The sequence below is a fragment of the Pseudomonas sp. B14-6 genome, from assembly GCF_013260315.1.
GTDB classification, from domain to species: Bacteria; Pseudomonadota; Gammaproteobacteria; order Pseudomonadales; family Pseudomonadaceae; genus Aquipseudomonas; species Aquipseudomonas mandelii.
The window spans coordinates 1,258,015-1,274,935 of record NZ_CP053929.1; the positions used below are offsets into that span (position 1 = coordinate 1,258,015).

The 16,921-nt window shown below is 57.3% G+C and carries 13 protein-coding genes and 1 pseudogene; 13 read left to right on the forward strand and 1 reads right to left on the reverse strand.

What is annotated here, in order from left to right:
• Positions 1-39: 39 nt before the first annotated feature.
• The 12 genes and pseudogenes from HP062_RS05685 (at position 40) to HP062_RS05740 (ending at position 15,709) form a co-directional block, all read left to right on the forward strand.
• Entirely contained in the window at positions 40-1,350 is a 1,311-nt protein-coding gene (locus HP062_RS05685; RefSeq protein WP_172791038.1) for a sugar ABC transporter substrate-binding protein, read from the forward strand.
• Positions 1,351-1,532: 182 nt separating this feature from the next.
• Positions 1,533-2,459 (forward strand): carbohydrate ABC transporter permease, encoded by a 927-nt coding sequence (locus HP062_RS05690; protein ID WP_077747832.1) that lies wholly within the window; start codon positions 1,533-1,535, stop codon positions 2,457-2,459.
• 10 nt (positions 2,460-2,469) lie between these two features.
• Entirely contained in the window at positions 2,470-3,300 is an 831-nt protein-coding gene (locus HP062_RS05695) for a carbohydrate ABC transporter permease (RefSeq protein WP_007936731.1), read from the forward strand.
• A gap of 159 nt (positions 3,301-3,459) precedes the next feature.
• A complete protein-coding gene (locus tag HP062_RS05700; RefSeq protein ID WP_172791039.1) occupies positions 3,460-4,563 on the forward strand; it encodes an ABC transporter ATP-binding protein in 1,104 nt (367 codons plus the stop codon).
• A 15-nt stretch (positions 4,564-4,578) separates the two neighbouring features.
• A complete protein-coding gene (locus HP062_RS05705) occupies positions 4,579-6,051 on the forward strand; it encodes a mannitol dehydrogenase family protein (protein ID WP_172791040.1) in 1,473 nt (490 codons plus the stop codon).
• Between the two features lie 158 nt (positions 6,052-6,209).
• Positions 6,210-7,706, forward strand: coding sequence for a xylulokinase (gene xylB / locus HP062_RS05710; RefSeq protein WP_172791041.1), 1,497 nt, complete (start codon positions 6,210-6,212; stop codon positions 7,704-7,706).
• Between the two features lie 13 nt (positions 7,707-7,719).
• A complete protein-coding gene (locus HP062_RS05715; RefSeq protein WP_172791042.1) occupies positions 7,720-8,658 on the forward strand; it encodes a carbohydrate kinase in 939 nt (312 codons plus the stop codon).
• Between the two features lie 382 nt (positions 8,659-9,040).
• Positions 9,041-11,113: a type VI secretion system tip protein VgrG gene (locus HP062_RS05720; RefSeq protein WP_172791043.1), complete on the forward strand. Its 2,073-nt coding sequence runs from the start codon at positions 9,041-9,043 to the stop codon at positions 11,111-11,113.
• Positions 11,110-11,961 carry a DUF4123 domain-containing protein gene (locus HP062_RS05725; protein ID WP_172791044.1) on the forward strand — a complete coding sequence of 284 codons (852 nt, stop codon included), beginning with the start codon at positions 11,110-11,112 and terminating at the stop codon, positions 11,959-11,961. Before HP062_RS05720 ends, HP062_RS05725 begins: the two co-directional genes overlap by 4 nt.
• The gene (locus HP062_RS05730; protein ID WP_256666103.1) at positions 11,954-12,772 is read left to right on the forward strand and encodes a hypothetical protein; all 819 of its coding nucleotides are present in this window, start codon (positions 11,954-11,956) and stop codon (positions 12,770-12,772) included. The genes HP062_RS05725 and HP062_RS05730 overlap by 8 nt, the downstream gene beginning before the upstream one ends.
• Position 12,773: 1 nt before the next feature.
• On the forward strand, positions 12,774-13,568 hold the full coding sequence (locus tag HP062_RS05735) for a hypothetical protein (RefSeq protein WP_077747822.1): 795 nt from the start codon (positions 12,774-12,776) through the stop codon (positions 13,566-13,568).
• Between the two features lie 12 nt (positions 13,569-13,580).
• Positions 13,581-15,709, forward strand: a pseudogene (locus HP062_RS05740) (lipase family protein).
• Between the two features lie 82 nt (positions 15,710-15,791).
• Here the strand turns inward: HP062_RS05740 and HP062_RS05745 are convergent.
• The gene (locus HP062_RS05745; RefSeq protein ID WP_172791045.1) at positions 15,792-16,088 is read right to left on the reverse strand and encodes a hypothetical protein; all 297 of its coding nucleotides are present in this window, start codon (positions 16,086-16,088) and stop codon (positions 15,792-15,794) included.
• Positions 16,089-16,593: 505 nt separating this feature from the next.
• On the opposite strand from HP062_RS05745, the gene HP062_RS05750 reads away from it, so the two are divergent.
• Positions 16,594-16,860: a DUF2790 domain-containing protein gene (locus HP062_RS05750; protein ID WP_172791046.1), complete on the forward strand. Its 267-nt coding sequence runs from the start codon at positions 16,594-16,596 to the stop codon at positions 16,858-16,860.
• Positions 16,861-16,921: the final 61 nt, after the last annotated feature.

Genomic DNA, 16,921 nt, shown 5'->3' on the forward strand with positions numbered 1-16,921 from the left:
TCCTTCTGTCCCCCATCGGGTGCAGAAAAGGAGTGCACGATGCAACCTTCTGTAAAAGCTCTGTTTGCCCTCACCTGCATGACCCTCAGCAGCGTCAGTCTTGGCGCTCAGACGCTGACCATCGCCACCGTCAACAACAGCGACATGATCCGCATGCAAAAGCTCTCGAAAACCTTCGAGGCCGAGCATCCGGACATCAAGCTCAATTGGGTGGTGTTGGAAGAAAACGTCCTGCGCCAACGCCTGACCACTGACATCGCCACCCAGGGCGGGCAGTTCGACGTGCTGACCATTGGCATGTACGAAGCCGCACTCTGGGGCGCCAAGGGCTGGCTGGAGCCGATGAAGGATCTGCCGGCCACCTACGCCCTCGACGATGTGTTCCCTTCGGTGCGTGAAGGCCTTTCGGTCAAGGGCTCGCTCTACGCCCTGCCGTTTTACGCGGAAAGCTCCATCACCTATTACCGCACCGACCTGTTCAAGGACGCCGGGCTGACCATGCCCGAGCGCCCGACCTGGACCCAGATCGGCGAATTCGCCAGCAAGCTCACCAATAAAGACAAAGAACAGTACGGCATCTGCCTGCGTGGCAAGGCCGGTTGGGGCGAGAACATGGCGCTGATCACCACCGTCGCCAATGCCTATGGGGCACGCTGGTTTGATGAGCAGTGGAAGCCGGAATTCACTGGTCCTGAGTGGAAAAACGCCTTGAATTTCTACGTCGACACCATGAAGAAATCCGGCCCGCCGGGTGCCTCCAGTAACGGCTTCAACGAAAACCTTGCGTTGTTCAACAGCGGCAAGTGTGCGATCTGGGTGGACGCCAGCGTTGCCGGTTCCTTCGTCACCGACAAAACCCAAAGCAAGGTCAGCGAGCACGTTGGCTTTACTTATGCGCCGCATGAGACCACCGACAAAGGTTCAGCCTGGTTGTATTCCTGGGCGCTGGCGATCCCGACCAGTTCCAAGGCCAAGGACGCGGCGAAAACCTTCAGTGCCTGGGCCACCTCCAAGGAATACGGCGCATTGGTTGCCGAAAAAGACGGTATCGCCAACGTGCCGCCCGGCACTCGGGCCTCGACCTACAGCGAGGCTTACATGAGCGCCGCACCGTTTGCCAAGGTCACGCTGGAATCGCTGAAAGCGGCGGACCCGAGCAAACCGACCCTCAAACCGGTGCCTTACATCGGCATCCAGTTGGTGACTATCCCTGAATTCCAGGCGGTGGGCACCCAGGTCGGCAAGTTGTTCTCGGCGGCGCTGATTGGCCAGACCACGGTCGACCAGGCACTGACGGCGGCCCAGCAAACCACCGAACGTGAGATGAAACGCGCCGGTTATCCCAAATAACCCCTAGCCATCCAAATTGTGGCGAGGGCGCTTGCTCCCGCTGGGCTGCCTAGCGGCCCCAAATCCGGGAAACGCGATTCATCAGACAGACCGCATTTTCCGGATTTACGACTGCTTCGCAGCCGAGCGGGAGCAAGCTCCCTCGCCACAGGGTCTCGCCGCATTTCGAGCAAGTGATCGCCATGAATATTTCAACTGCCAAAGCTCACATGGACATCCCCCAACCGGTGCGTAAAAGCCGATTGGCCAATCCCGGCTGGTTTCTGGTCAGCCCCTCGGTGGCGTTGTTGCTGCTGTGGATGATCGTGCCGCTGGGCATGACCGTTTACTTTTCAATGATCCGCTACAACCTTCTCTATCCCGGCGAAAACGAATTCGTCGGGCTGGAGAACTTCACCTACTTCCTGACTGACTCCGGGTTCATGCCCGGCGCCACCAACACCCTGTTGCTGGTCGGCAGCGTGCTGCTGATCAGCGTGGTACTGGGTGTGCTGATCAGTGCCTTGCTGGAGGCCAGCGAATTCCTCGGTCGCGGCATCGTGCGGGTGATGCTGATCTCGCCGTTTTTCATCATGCCCACCGTCGGCGCACTGATCTGGAAGAACCTGATTTTCCATCCGGTGTCGGGGATTCTCGCCTACGTCTGGAAGCTGTTCGGCGCACAGCCGGTGGACTGGCTGGCGCACTACCCGCTGCTGTCCATCATCATTATCGTGTCCTGGCAATGGCTGCCCTTCGCGATTCTGATCCTGATGACCGCCATGCAATCCCTCGACCAGGAACAGAAAGAAGCCGCACGTCTCGACGGGGCCGGGCCGATCGCGATTTTCTGGCACCTGACCCTGCCGCACCTGGCCCGCCCGATTGCGGTGGTGGTGATGATCGAAACCATCTTCCTGCTCTCGGTGTTCGCCGAAATCTTCACCACCACCAACGGCGGTCCCGGCTATGCCTCGACCAACCTGGCGTACCTGATCTACAACCAGGCACTGGTGCAGTTCGACGTCGGCATGGCGTCCGCCGGCGGCTTGATCGCGGTGGTGATCGCCAACATCGCGGCCATCGTGCTGGTGCGGATGATCGGCAAAAACCTGACAGACAAAGCCTGAGGCCTGCGCCATGACTCTTCAACAATCCCGCCGCCTGCAAAGCCTGCTGCTCGGCACTCTGGCCTGGGCCATCGCGATCCTGATCTTCTTCCCGATTTTCTGGATGGTGTTGACCAGTTTCAAAACCGAAATCGACGCCTTCGCCACGCCGCCGCAGTTCATCTTCACGCCGACGCTGGAGAACTACCTGCACATCAACGAGCGCAGCGATTACTTCAGCTTCGCCTGGAACTCGGTGGTGATTTCGTTCAGCGCTACGGCTCTGTGCCTGCTGATCGCGGTGCCGGCGGCCTACTCCATGGCGTTCTACGAAACCCAGCGCACCAAAGGCACGCTGCTGTGGATGCTCTCCACCAAGATGCTGCCGCCGGTGGGCGTGCTGATGCCGATCTACCTGTTGGCCAAGAGCTTCGGCCTGCTCGATACGCGCATCGCGCTGATTGTGATCTACACGCTGATCAACCTGCCGATCGTGGTCTGGATGATTTACACCTACTTCAAGGACATCCCCAAAGACATCCTCGAAGCCGCGCGCCTCGACGGTGCCACGCTTTGGCAGGAAATGGTCCGGGTGCTGCTGCCGATCGCCAAGGGAGGCCTGGCCTCCACCGTGCTGCTGTCGCTGATCCTGTGCTGGAACGAAGCATTCTGGTCGCTGAACCTGACCTCGTCGAAAGCCGCGCCACTGACCGCGCTGATCGCTTCGTACTCCAGCCCCGAAGGCCTGTTCTGGGCCAAGTTGTCGGCGGTGTCGACCCTGGCCTGCGCGCCGATCCTGATTTTCGGCTGGATCAGCCAGAAACAATTGGTCCGCGGCCTGTCGTTTGGCGCTGTGAAATGACCTGCCGACATGCAAATCCCTGTGGGAGCGAACCTGCTCGCGATGAGGGAGTGTCATGCAGCATTAATGCATCTGACTTACCGCAATCGCGAGCAGGCTCGCTCCCACAGAAAAGCCCGCCCGGCTCAACTGAATAACAACACGTGGAGGCCCATCATCATGGCCAACCTGAAAATCAAGAATCTGCAAAAAGGCTTCGAAGGCTTTTCCATCATCAAAGGCATCGACCTGGAAGTGAACGACAAGGAGTTCGTGGTCTTCGTCGGCCCGTCGGGCTGCGGCAAATCCACCCTGCTGCGCCTGATCGCCGGCTTGGAAGAAGTCAGCGGCGGCACCATTGAACTCGACGGTCGCGACATCACCGAAGTCAGCCCGGCCAAACGCGACCTGGCGATGGTGTTCCAGACCTACGCCCTGTACCCGCACATGACCGTAAAAAAGAACATGTCGTTTGCCCTTGATCTGGCCGGCGTACCAAAGGCTGAAGTCGAGAAGAAAGTCGGTGAAGCGGCGCGCATCCTCGAGCTGGGGCCAATGCTTGAGCGCAAGCCCAAGCAACTCTCCGGCGGCCAGCGTCAACGTGTCGCAATCGGCCGCGCCATCGTGCGCAACCCGAAAATCTTCCTGTTCGACGAACCGCTGTCCAACCTCGACGCCGCGCTTCGCGTGCAGATGCGCCTCGAACTGTTGCGCCTGCACAAAGACCTGCAAGCGACGATGATCTACGTAACCCACGATCAGGTCGAAGCGATGACCATGGCCGACAAAGTGGTCGTCCTCAACGGCGGCAAAATCGAGCAAGTCGGCTCGCCGCTGGACTTGTACCACCAGCCAGCCAACCTGTTTGTCGCCGGGTTCCTCGGCACGCCGAAAATGGGTTTCCTCAAAGGCAAAGTCACCCGAGTCGAGAGGCAAAGCTGTGAAGTCCTGCTGGACGCCGGCACCCGCATCACCCTGCCGCTGAGCGGTGCCCAACTGAATGTCGGCGGCCCGGTGACCCTGGGCATTCGTCCGGAGCACCTCAACCTCGCACAAACCGGCGACTGCACCTTGCAGGTCACCGCCGACGTCAGCGAACGCCTGGGCAGCGACACCTTCTGCCACGTCGTCACCGCTTCCGGCGAAGCGTTGACCATGCGCGTTCGTGGCGACCTCGCCAGCCGTTACGGCGAAGCCTTGAGCCTGCACCTGGACGCCGAACACTGCCATTTATTCGATGCCGACGGCGTGGCGCTCACCCGCCCGCTGCGTGCAGCGGCCTGATTTAGAGAGCCTGTGATGAAACTCAACCAACATAACCTCAACCGCCTCGCGCCCGAAGTGGCCCTGCCGGCCTACGCCCTGAGCGATACGCGCCAAGGCATCGCCCACATCGGCGTCGGAGGTTTTCACCGTGCCCATCAGGCGTATTACACCGACGCCTTGATGAATACCGGAGAAGGCCTGGACTGGGCTATTTGCGGGGTCGGCCTGCGCGCCGAAGACCGTCGCGCCCGGGACGATCTGAAAGAGCAGGATTACCTCTTCACCCTGTTCGAACTGGGCGACACCGACGACACTGAAGTCCGGGTCATCGGCGCGATTCGCGACATGCTGTTGGCCGAAGACGGCGCGCAGGTGTTGATCGACAAGCTCGCCAGCCCAGAGATCCGCATCGTCTCGCTGACCATCACCGAAGGTGGTTATTGCATCGATGACAGCAACGGCGAGTTCATGGCGCACCTGCCGCAAATCCAGCACGACCTGGCCAACCCGAACGCACCGAAAACCGTGTTCGGCTTCCTCTGCGCCGCACTGGCCGAACGTCGCGCCGCCGGCACGCCGGCCTTCACCTTGATGTCCTGCGATAACCTGCCGCACAACGGCGCCGTCACCCGCAAAGCCTTGTTGGCCTTCGCCGCGTTGCGCGATGCCGATCTGCGTGACTGGATCGCCAACAGCGTGAGCTTCCCCAACGCGATGGTCGACCGCATCACGCCAATGACCAGCACCGAACACAAGCTGCAACTGCACGACAAACATGGCGTCGACGACGCCTGGCCGGTGGTCTGCGAACCCTTTGTGCAGTGGGTGTTGGAAGACAAGTTCGTCAACGGGCGTCCGGCTTGGGAAAAGGTCGGCGTGCAATTCACCGACGACGTCACTCCGTATGAAGAGATGAAGATCAAACTGCTCAACGGCAGTCATTTGGCCCTGACGTATCTGGGGTTTCTGAAGGGTTATCGCTTCGTACACGAGACCATGAATGATCCGCTGTTTGTGCGCTATATGCGTGCCTACATGGACCTGGACGTCACCCCGCAACTGTCGCCCGTGCCGGGCATTGACCTGACGGATTACAAGAACACGCTGGTGGCGCGTTTCTCCAATCAGGCCATCGCCGATCAGCTGGAGCGTGTGTGTTCGGACGGCTCGTCGAAGTTTCCCAAGTTCACCGTTCCGACGATCAATCGCCTGATTGCCGATGGCCAGGAAACCAAGCGTGCCGCGCTGGTGGTGGCAGCCTGGGCGTTGTATTTGAAGGGGGTGGATGAGAATGGTGACACCTACTCGATTCCCGATCCGCGGTCGGCGTTCTGCCAGGCCTTGGTGGCCGATGATGCGTTGATGACCCAGCGGTTGCTGGAAGTTGAGGAGATCTTTGGTACGGCGATTCCCCGTTCGTCGGCGTTTGTGGCGGCGTTTGAATGGTGTTGTAACAGCTTGCGGGAGGTGGGTGTGACGCGGACGCTGGAGCGGCTGCTGGCGTAAATGCGGCGGTGACAATGCTGCCGTCTTCGCGAGCAGGCTCGCTCCCACATCGGATCGTTGTCGAACATGACTAAACATCCCCTGTGGCAGCGGGCTTACCCGCGATGACGGACTGACCGACAACCTAAATGTCGAACCTGACGATCCAAGGACCTTCGATGGCAAACCAACAATTATTCCTCGGCATTGACTGCGGCACCCAAGGCACCAAAGCCGTGATCCTGGACGCCCACACTGGCCAGGTCCTGGGCCAGGGCGCCGCTGTGCACAGCTTGATCAGCGGCGCCAACGGTCGCCGCGAGCAAGACACCGGCCAGTGGCTCGAAGCGTTCACCCTGGCCACTCGCCGTGCGTTACTCGCGGCGAAAGTCGACGGTCAGGACATCCTTGGCCTCGGCGTCTCCGGACAGCAACACGGCCTGGTATTGCTCGATGACCAAGGTCAGGTGCTGCGTCCGGCGAAGCTTTGGTGCGACACCGAATCCACCCCGGAAAATGACCGTCTCCTGGCTCAACTCGGTGGCGAAAAGGGTTCACTTGAGCGCCTGGGTGTCGTCATCGCGCCCGGCTACACCGTTTCCAAACTGCTGTGGACCAAAGAACAGCACCCGGACATTTTCGCCCGGATCGCCCACATCCTCCTGCCCCACGACTACCTGAACCATTGGCTCACCGGCCGCAGTTGCAGCGAGTACGGCGACGCGTCAGGCACCGGGTATTTCAACGTGCGGACCCGCCAATGGGATTTGCAGTTGCTGCGCGACATCGACCCGACCGGACGCCTGCAAGCCGCGTTGCCGGAGTTGATCGACGCGCATCAAGCAGTCGGCACGATCCTGCCCGGAATCGCCGAACAGCTTGGCATCAACCCGCAGGCGCTGGTCTCCAGCGGGGGCGGCGACAACATGATGGGCGCGATCGGCACCGGCAATATCAAGCCCGGCGCGATCACCATGAGCCTCGGCTCTTCGGGGACGGTGTACGCCTATGCTGACCAGCCGAAAGTCAGCCCGGATGCGTCGGTCGCCACGTTCTGCTCGTCCAGCGGTGGCTGGCTGCCGTTGATCTGCACCATGAACCTGACCAACGCCACGGGGGTCATTCGCGAGCTGTTCGCCCTTGATATCGAACACTTCAACGATTTGGTCGAGCAGGCGCCCATCGGTGCTGAAGGCGTGTGCATGCTGCCGTTCCTCAATGGCGAGCGCGTCCCCGCCTTGCCCCATGCCACCGGCAGCCTGCTGGGCTTGACCATGACCAACCTGACCCAGGCCAACCTGTGCCGCGCAGTCGTCGAAGGCACGACCTTCGGTTTGCGTTATGGACTGGACCTGCTGCGCCAGAATGGCTTACAAAGCCGCAGCATTTGCCTGATCGGCGGCGGCTCGAAAAGCCCGGTGTGGCGCCAGATCGTCGCCGACATCATGAACACCCCAGTGATCTGTACCGAGCAGAGCGAAGCGGCAGCCCTGGGCGCAGCGATTCAGGCGGCGTGGTGCAAGTCCTGGGCAAACGGCCACGAGGACAGTCTGGCGGACCTTTGCGAGCGTTGTGTAAAGCTCGATCTGGCCAGTGAAACCTCGCCGATTGCCGACAATGTGGCGGCCTGTCAGCAGGCCTATGAACGTTATCAACAACATGTCGCAACCCTTTAAAGAGCGAACAACTATGTATCTGGTGTGTGGCGAAGCGCTGTTCGATTTCTTCAGTGAAGACGACGCCAGCGGCCTGGCTTCAAAAGTGAACTTCAAAGCAATTGCCGGCGGTTCGCCGTTCAATGTGGCGGTTGGTTTGCGGCGATTGGGCGTGGAAGCGGCGCTCTTTGCAGGACTCTCCACCGACTACCTTGGCCGACGCTTGCAGCAAGTACTGCAGGATGAAGGTGTGCGCCCGGATTACCTGGTGGAATTCGCCGCACCGACCACACTGGCAATGGTCGCGGTCGGGGCCAATGGCTCGCCGCACTATAGCTTTCGCGGTGAAGGTTGCGCGGACAGGCAGCTCAGAACTGAACATTTGCCTGAGCTGGGGCCGCAAGTGCGTGGTTTGCACATTGGCTCGTTCTCCCTGGTGGTGCAGCCGATTGCCGACACGCTGCTGGCGTTGGTGCAGCGGGAAAGCGGAAAACGCCTGATCAGCCTTGATCCGAATGTCCGCCTCAATCCTGAACCGAATATCGACCTGTGGCGTTCGAGGATTGCGACGCTGGTTGAGTTGGCGGATCTGATCAAAGTCAGCGATGAGGATTTGAGTCTGTTGTACCCCGAGCAGGATCCGCAGCGGGTGATTGAAGGTTGGTTGCAGCATCGCTGTCAGTTGGTGTTCCTGACCCGAGGTGGTGAGGGTGCCACGGTGTTCAGCCGCACTCAGGGTTCGTGGTCAGTACCGGCGAGCTCAGTGAAAATCGCTGATACCGTGGGCGCGGGCGATACGTTCCAGGCGGCGTTGATTACCTGGTTGACCGAGCAGCAGCTGGATTCGGTTGCGGGTGTGCAATCCCTTGAGCGCGGGCAAATCGACGGGATGTTGAAGTTTGCGGTACAGGCAGCGGCGCTGACGTGCAGCAAGACCGGGCCGGATTTGCCGTATCGGCAGCAACTCATCTGATAGATCGTCCCCACGCTCCGCGTGGAAATGCAGCCCGGGGCGCTCCGCGTCCAAAGCGGACGCGGAGCGTCAGTGAGGCATTCCCACGCAGAGCGCAGGAACGATCAACAGGATCATCGGCAATGGCGGCAGCAGGCTTTTATCGGTCGAAGAGGACTTTAGTCTGGAAATGACTGTTGATTCTTGGCCGCCTGGAAGTTGTGGCGCAGTGATACCCAGGAAAAGATAACTAAAAATCCCCTGCATTCATTGGCCGAAACCTTGTATCTAAGGGTTTTCCCGATAGCCCAACGCATCCACTCCTACGCCATTTGCGCCTTGAACGTGGCGGTTTAATCCTGCACCATCCGCACCAGCTTATTCAAAGGACGGAATTAAAGGCATGCTGGACGCGAACGCAACCCATATTTCCCTGACGCTGGAAGGCGTTTCCGTTGACCTGCAAGTGCTCAGCTTCGTCGGTCGCGAAACCCTCAATCAACCGTTCTGTTTCGACATCGAACTGGTCAGCGCCCGTCCCGACCTGAAACTTGAAGAGTTGCTGCACAAGCCTGGCTGCCTGACCTTCGGCGCCACCGGCAAGGGCATCATTCACGGTCTGGTCTATCGCATCGAGCAAGGCGATTCCGGCAAAAGCCTGACGCGCTACAGCATCAGCCTGGTCCCGCAACTCGCTTACCTGCGCCACAACCATGACCAGCAGATCTTCCAGCATTTAAGTGTGCCGAAGATCATCGCCCAGGTACTGGAGGCGCGCGGTATCCTGTCTGACGCTTACAGTTTCCAGCTCGGCGCGATCTACCCCGAGCGCGATTACTGCGTGCAGTACGACGAGTCCGACCTGCACTTCATCCAGCGTCTGTGTGAAGAGGAAGGCATTCACTTCCACTTCCAACACAGCGCCAGCGGCCACAAACTCGTCTTCGGCGATGACCAGACGGTGTTCCGCAAACTCGCACCCGTGGCCTACCAGCAAGACTCCGGCATGGCCGCCACGAAACCGGTGATCAAGCGCTTCAACCTGCGCCTGGAAACCCGCACCACCCGCGTCAGCCGCCGCGACTACGACTTCGAAAAACCACGCATCCTGCCCGAAGGCGCCGCCAAGAGCGCTTTCGCCCCGGACCTCGAAGACTACGACTACCCCGGCCGCTTCCTGACCCGCGAGCGCGGCAAACAACTGGCCACCCGCGCGCTGGAGCGCCATCGCAGCGATTACAAACTGGCCGAAGGCAAAGGCGACGAGCCAACCCTCGTCAGCGGCCACTTCATGGCCCTGAGCGAACACCCGCGTGCCGAGTGGAACGACCTCTGGCTGTTGCTCGAAGTCGTGCACGAAGGCAAGCAGCCGCAAGTGCTCGGCAAAAACGTCACCAGCGACGTCACCCACCACAAAGACGATTTCCATCAGGGCTACCGCAACACCTTCCTTGCCACCCCGTGGGACGCGCACTTCCGCCCTGCCCTCGAACACCCGAAACCGAAAGTCCTCGGCAGCCAGACCGCCATCGTCACCGGCCCGCCCGGCGAAGAAATCCACTGCGACCAATACGGCCGCGTCAAAGTGCAATTCCACTGGGACCGCGACGGCCAGGCCAACGACACCACCAGCTGCTGGCTACGCGTCGCAACCGGCTGGGCCGGCAGTGCCTACGGCGGCATCGCCATCCCGCGCGTCGGCATGGAAGTCCTCGTCAACTTCCTCGAAGGCGACCCCGACCAACCGCTGATCACCGGCTGCCTGTTCCACAAGGAAAACGTCGTCCCCTACGACCTACCTGCGAACAAGACCCGCAGCACCTTCAAAACCCTCAGCTCCCCGGGCGGCAAGGGCTACAACGAGTTCCGTATCGAAGACAAGAAAGGTGCGGAACAGATCTACCTGCACGCCCAGCGCGACTGGGATGAAAACATCGAGCACGACCAGAAGATCCGCATCGGCAATGAACGCCATGACACGGTCGAGGCCAATGTTTTCAGCGAGTTCAAGGTTGAAGAACACCGGATTACCCATCTGGACCGCAAGACTGAAGCGCGGGCGGATGATCACCTGACCGTGGCGGTGACCCAGCATGTGAAGATCGGCACAGCGCAGTTTGTCGAGGCGGGTCAGGAGATTCATTACCACGCTGGCGAGAAGGTGGTGGTTGAGGGTGGGATGGAACTGACGGCCAAGGCTGGCGGGAGTTTCGTCAAGGTGGATGCGGGGGGTGTGACGATTAGTGGGGCTGAGGTGAAGGTGAATACCGGGGGCTCGCCTGGGGTGGGGACAGGGATTCAGATTTTGCCGCCCGTCATCCCGTGGGCCGCCGCTCAGGACAAAGCCGGCGCCCTGCTCGTCCCGGCCGCCGTACAAATGGCCATGGCCAAAGCCGCCCGTGCGGCGGGCGACATACGCTGCCCGATTTGCGAAGCCTGCCGTGAAGGCAAGTGCGATCTGGGGACTGCAGCATGAGCGACGCACTGAACAACTGGCTCGGCGAACAGGCAAAACTCAATCGCGTGCTGATCCTGGCCCTGGACAGCCTCGCTGAGCCGAACCCGGTCACTTCGCTCTACAGCGCCGGATTGATGAAGCGCTCGGTGCAGCTCTATCGACGCACCCAATATGCCGACTTCGCCGCCATCAGCCCGTGGCTGACCGAATTGCACGAACCCAACGCCGATGCCTTCCGCAAACTGCTGGACGACCCGCAGCGCAACTGGGGCTGGATCGGCAGCATGGAAAAAGCCGACCTCGACGGCCTGACCCAACACTGGCAAGCGCGGATGGTCATTGAGGAAGACGGCGAACGATCGTTATTCCGTTTTCAGGACAATCGGGTGATTGCTCGATGCCTCGCTAACTTGAGCGAAACCGAATGGCCGTTGCTGTTAGGCCCGATCAGCAGCGTGCTGTATTGGGACGAGGAGCAATGGAAAAGTGCGGACAACCCCAAGCCCGGAATATACCCGGTGCCCAACCCCGCGCCGTGGTTGCGAATTCCAAACGCGCCGGAGCGTACCCGCAGCATCTTGCGCGAAAACCTGAAACGTTGGCTGCTGGTGTACCACGTCGAGGCCGCCGCCAAACTCTCCGAAACCCGCAATGTCCGCGAATGGCTGGAAGAACAGATGGACCTGCTTGAAACCTGGCAATGGAACACGCCAGAACAACGCGAATTCATGCTCAGCCTGAGACTTGATCCCAAATGCGCAGAAGACGTGGCTTGGCAGCCATTGCCGAGTGAAACCCCAGAGCAGCATTTTGCGCGGTGTCAGCGGGTGTTTGACGCGAGTTTGGGCAAACCAGAGCGTGAGTAAGTTTGTGGCGGCTGGCGAAACAGCGTTTACGGCTGAACACTTTTCTGGTCGTTTGCCTTTGTTCCTCGCTGCGGCCGGCGTGATGGTGGCTTCTGGCTGTTCGGCCATCAAGCCTGCCGATAGTTTTACGTTGCTGACGGAACTGCCACCTGGGTTCAGCATTAAAGGTGAAGCGTCTTATGTGCCGCGTACGGGGGAAAGCTGCACAGTCCCGGCTCGCGAAGGAAGAAACCAACCGGGCAAAAAATTTTTCAAACAAGATCTTAAAATCGAAGCGCAAACAGCACGATTTGAAATCCCCCTTATAAGCAACGAAGGAGGCTGCCCTTTAGTGCTTAAACGTTTTGATTATGAAGTAGACGCAAAATATGGCCGAACCCGGCTAAACATAGGGAGAGACTACGCTGGGATTTCTTTTGTAGATAAAGCGATCAGTACCTCACCAATAACGCACCAAAACACACTTCAAAGAAACTGCCAATGGTTATTTCGCACAGCCGGACCAAAAAACAATATCAGCAAGATACTTAGTTGCAAGGCAGTCGCCGCCCCTACTACTCCCGAAGCCATACAACGTGACGAGCTTTTGGGAAAGTCTTTAACTGCTATATTTTCACTGGCACATGAAGAGCTTCCTTATATGGGAGACACCTGGATCAAATTTCCCGAAGGCTGGAAGCGGTGCCTGGGGAAAAGCATCGAGGACCCCTACGGGTTTTGTAACGGAAATACGACTAACTTCAAACCATTCAAGATGCCGGATGGACGTGACTGCACTGTCTACCCCAACTGCACCGAACAAGGACTATAAAATGCTTTATCGCGACTTTTACACTGGACTTGTTCGAGCAGCGGCTATCGGTTTGGGAGCGTTTGGGGCTACAGGTTGCTCCGTCGCACAACAGGATAGCTTTACGCTGATCACTGAACTGCCACCCGGATTCAGCATTAAAGGCGAAGCGTCTTATGTGCCTAGAACGGGAGAGAATTGTACGATCCCGCCTCGCAATGGGCGTAATTACCCTGGCAAAAAATTTTTTGAGCAAGAACTTAATAACGAAGCGCAGACGGCACATTTCGAAGTCCCACTGGTAAGCAATGAAGGAGGCTGCCCTTTAGTACTTAAAAGTTTCGGATATGAGGTCGACGCAAAATACGGAGCTGCCCGCCTCAATTTAGGCAGGGATTACACAGGGATTTCGTTTCAGGATGGAATTGCGGACAATCTCAGCCCTCCTTCACCTACGACACTACAGAAACAGTGCGAATGGTTGTTTCGTACGGTAGGTCCCAATCGTTACATAGCTAAAATTCTAAAATGTAAATCTGTGGCAACGCCTGAACAGGAAAGTGGCGCAGTTGCAAAAGGTCCGCTGCAACGTGCTCAATTGGTAGGAAAGACGGTTAAAGTAGTTTTTGCTATTTCAAGCGAAGAAAGACCGGCCGTAGGTGATAACTGGGTAAAATTCCCGTCTGGCTGGAAGCGTTGCATGGGTGACAGCCTTGAGGATCCTTATGCGTTCTGCGGAGACAATAAAACTGACTTTAAACCCTTCAAAATGCCCGATGGACGTGACTGCACCGTCTATCCGGCTTGCACCGAATAAGGAAATTCACACATGCCAGCAAAGAAGCCAGTACAACCGCTAATGACTGACACTAAACAAGCTTGCCCACTCAGAGGCACGTGGGTTAGTTTTCAACTAGTGGATGAGTCAGGGAATGGTAAACCTTATGCCGGTTTAGCCTACAAACTTGTTGATAGTACCGAGCAATCCCATGAAGGGATTTTAGATTCTGAAGGTTTCGCCAAGGTTTGCGACTATTACGAAGGCCCTGTCATTCTCACAGTTGATAGCGGCTACAAAGGAGACGATAAGCTCTATAAATCTCTAATGACACGACCGAGTTACCCTCTAAAAATTACCGAATTACAGGTGCGAGCCGAAACAACCCGCTTTATTCGCAAGGATGGCCTACGGGTTGAAAATAATCCTGCAAAAGCGAAAGCTGACCAATTTTTTCACGTCGAAGTTCAACACCTAGTTAAAATACATGCCCATCTTCCTCCTGAGTCAAAAAGCAAATACCCACCGAATCACAATCTTCTAAACTTAATGGGTGACCTAGGATTCGGTCAAGAAAAACCGGGCCTATGGGGAGTTGTGTTGCTTCCAGAAAAGCACACAGCTCTTGAAGTTCGTCCATTACGCTCTTTTCGGCCCATGCTTTCAAAAGACAATAAATTCAGCGCGTTGAATTTGTATCAGCTTTCTTTGTTTGCCAGTCTTAGCTACTGTGATTTTGGTCAAGAACCGGCCGAACAGCCAACAGACACTGTCAAATTCCCTCTTGATCCGAGCGTCGGATACTTGTTTGGGAATGGACTGGCTAGTTTCAAAGAAGCTTGGAAAATCAATTCAGCCCAGACGACCCCTTACTACCCGCTTTATGAAGATGTGCCGTACTCGAAGCGTTTCGAAGTCCTACCATTTGATCCGACACTCTACGAAAAAAACAAACCTGAATTAGGCGAAGAGCAGGAATGTCCTGCAAAATGGCATTTCTTTGATGATGGGAAAGTAAAAGGTGGTAGTGATACTCAGGCTTTCATAACCCACCATGACGAAGTCATTCTGATTTCCGTCCGTGGAACGAAAGAACTCGTGGACTTTGTGCGAGACACCGATGCAGAGCAAGTTCCATTTGAAGAAGGTGTAGGTAAAACGCACCAAGGTTTCTACAAGGCCTATAAGGCGATGAGTAAATTTGTTCAGGTTTACCTCGACCAGTTCCACACGGGGCAAAAGATCATTATTTGCGGACATAGCCTAGGCGGGGCAATCGCGACGTTGCTCGCAGAAGCATTACGACGCAGTCCAAATGCGTACGACATATTGCTTTATACCTACGGCTCGCCACGAGCCGGCGACGCCGACTTCGTCAACGGCGCGGCAGACTTGGCCCATCACCGCATGGTCAACAGCAACGACCCTATTCCAAGTGTTCCCGCGCCCTGGATGAACACTCGCAAAAGTATCTGGATGCCCGGCGTGGTCCTCAGTTTTGTCACCGCCCTTTAGGCGCACTTATTTTCGCTATAGGCCTGTCGCGAACTGGCGGTGCTCCATACGAACACCAGGGTAATCTGCACCATTTCATGCCCGTTCATTTTAAAGGGCGCGAGCAATCCGCGGTTCTCTGGGACCCAGGTTGCGACTCTATCGAAGAGGCGGCTTGCACCAAGGCATTGAAAAAGTTCGGCGATATGCCCGACCGTGATGCTTTTGTGATGCAACTGTTCCAGATGAGCGATCACTACATGGTGCCCTCCTACATTCCGTACGCTTGGGCAACATTGCGCCGCTGGCAGCAAACCCAGGAAAGCGGGACTACCGTGGTTACCAAAACAGAGTACGACCAGGTTTACTACCAATTGCAAGAGATGCAGGAGCGGCTGAAGGCGAAAGAAGCTGAACTGAGGTTCGCTTACCAATCTGACCGTCGGCAGTACCAGCAAGAGGCAAATGTGTTGAGAGCAGAAATTGGACGGCTTGATACATCAAGACAACGGATTCACACCCTTAGCTTCCTCAAACTAGTGCCTGAGGACATCTACGGCTCCGCCACTCAAGCACCGGAACATAAAATTAACGTAGATCGCTGGATGGCAAAAAAAGAAAACAGTGTCGAGGTCCAGCTCGCGATGATTCCTGATGCAAGCAGCAGTGACCTGAGGACAGCGTAGTTTTCAGGAATACTTTAACTCGGTACGCGTGTAAACAAGCCAGTGTCCGCAGGAGACTGGCTTGTTATGTACCGCAGTGGCGTCAGACCGGTGCCTTCCACCCCATCATCCGCTGTTGGGCAACCTGCAATAGGTCGCAGCCGTCCTGAGTCAGAAGGTAAACCGCATGGGTAATGTGCGGGATATCCTGAACATCGCCGTGCTTGAAGCATTGGCAGTGGAGCGTTTCAAGCAGCTGACTGGAGGCCCGGACCCGCTGTAGAGCGGCTTCGAGGATGTCTTGAGGATTGGCTTCGGTGTCGATCACCAAAGGACTTGAGTCGGTAACGCTGCTGTTGATTGAGCGATAGCGATCGGGAAACGGGTTTAACGTTGGCATAGTAATTACTCGATGAGCAGTTAGTAATCGCCAGCACCGTGACCAAACGATGGGAGGCGGCTGTGTACAGGCTTGGTCAACCGACGCCATCAAATCGGCTCGCCCGAAGGCGTCCAGCACACAGCCGCCATTGCAACGCACTACGAGGACTGAGAAGTCCGAAGCGCGAATGATGGCACACAAATGTGATGGAATCAGGTGACCAAACCTGTCCGCTGATTTTGCAGCGAGCCCAAACAGTAGTCGCTTCACCCCATCCGGCGAAAGTCGACAAGGCGTCTGTCTTTGTAGGACCAAGCCGAAGACTTCGTAGACGCTTTCCTAACGAATCATCCGACAGAAAAAACCTCACGACAGGCGGCATTCAACCGGGTTAACCATCGCTTAACTCCGCGGTCCAAGACTTTACTGGACCGCACGCCCTCAGGTTCCTCTGACGCCCAGTGCGGCAGGTTCGACGCTTTATCCGTCGAACTGACTCAACGTCCGCACTGGAGATCGTCCCATGAACATCCGTATGCTGCTGATGACTCCCGCCCTCGCCTGCACCGCGTTTACTGGTCTTGCGCAGGCCAATGACACGTCGCCCTCGCAAGCCACCCCCTATCACTACGGCATGCCGCTGAACATCGGCAAAGTGGTCGCGCTGACTGAGCCGAACACGCTGGAATGCAAAGTGATCACGGCTGACATGAAGTACATCGATACGTCAGGCAAGCCTGAAGAAATCAGCTACCGGAAGCTTTCTGACGCTTGCAGTTATCAGAACTGACTGAAAGGTCTGATTTTGCACTTTGCGGTACTCCTGTGAGGGATCAGGCGCTATGCTTTGG

Excerpts from the sequence above, each read along its gene's own strand:
- HP062_RS05750 (WP_172791046.1), top strand. The coding sequence starts at position 16,594 with ATGAACATCCGTATGCTGCTGATGACTCCCGCCCTCGCCTGCACCGCG.
- HP062_RS05735 (WP_077747822.1), top strand. The coding sequence starts at position 12,774 with ATGCTTTATCGCGACTTTTACACTGGACTTGTTCGAGCAGCGGCTATC.
- HP062_RS05715 (WP_172791042.1), top strand. The coding sequence starts at position 7,720 with ATGTATCTGGTGTGTGGCGAAGCGCTGTTCGATTTCTTCAGTGAAGAC.
- xylB (WP_172791041.1), top strand. The coding sequence starts at position 6,210 with ATGGCAAACCAACAATTATTCCTCGGCATTGACTGCGGCACCCAAGGC.
- HP062_RS05695 (WP_007936731.1), top strand. The coding sequence starts at position 2,470 with ATGACTCTTCAACAATCCCGCCGCCTGCAAAGCCTGCTGCTCGGCACT.
- HP062_RS05705 (WP_172791040.1), top strand. The coding sequence starts at position 4,579 with ATGAAACTCAACCAACATAACCTCAACCGCCTCGCGCCCGAAGTGGCC.
- HP062_RS05685 (WP_172791038.1), top strand. The coding sequence starts at position 40 with ATGCAACCTTCTGTAAAAGCTCTGTTTGCCCTCACCTGCATGACCCTC.
- HP062_RS05745 (WP_172791045.1), bottom strand. The coding sequence starts at position 16,088 with ATGCCAACGTTAAACCCGTTTCCCGATCGCTATCGCTCAATCAACAGC.
- HP062_RS05690 (WP_077747832.1), top strand. The coding sequence starts at position 1,533 with ATGAATATTTCAACTGCCAAAGCTCACATGGACATCCCCCAACCGGTG.
- HP062_RS05720 (WP_172791043.1), top strand. The coding sequence starts at position 9,041 with ATGCTGGACGCGAACGCAACCCATATTTCCCTGACGCTGGAAGGCGTT.
- HP062_RS05700 (WP_172791039.1), top strand. The coding sequence starts at position 3,460 with ATGGCCAACCTGAAAATCAAGAATCTGCAAAAAGGCTTCGAAGGCTTT.
- HP062_RS05725 (WP_172791044.1), top strand. The coding sequence starts at position 11,110 with ATGAGCGACGCACTGAACAACTGGCTCGGCGAACAGGCAAAACTCAAT.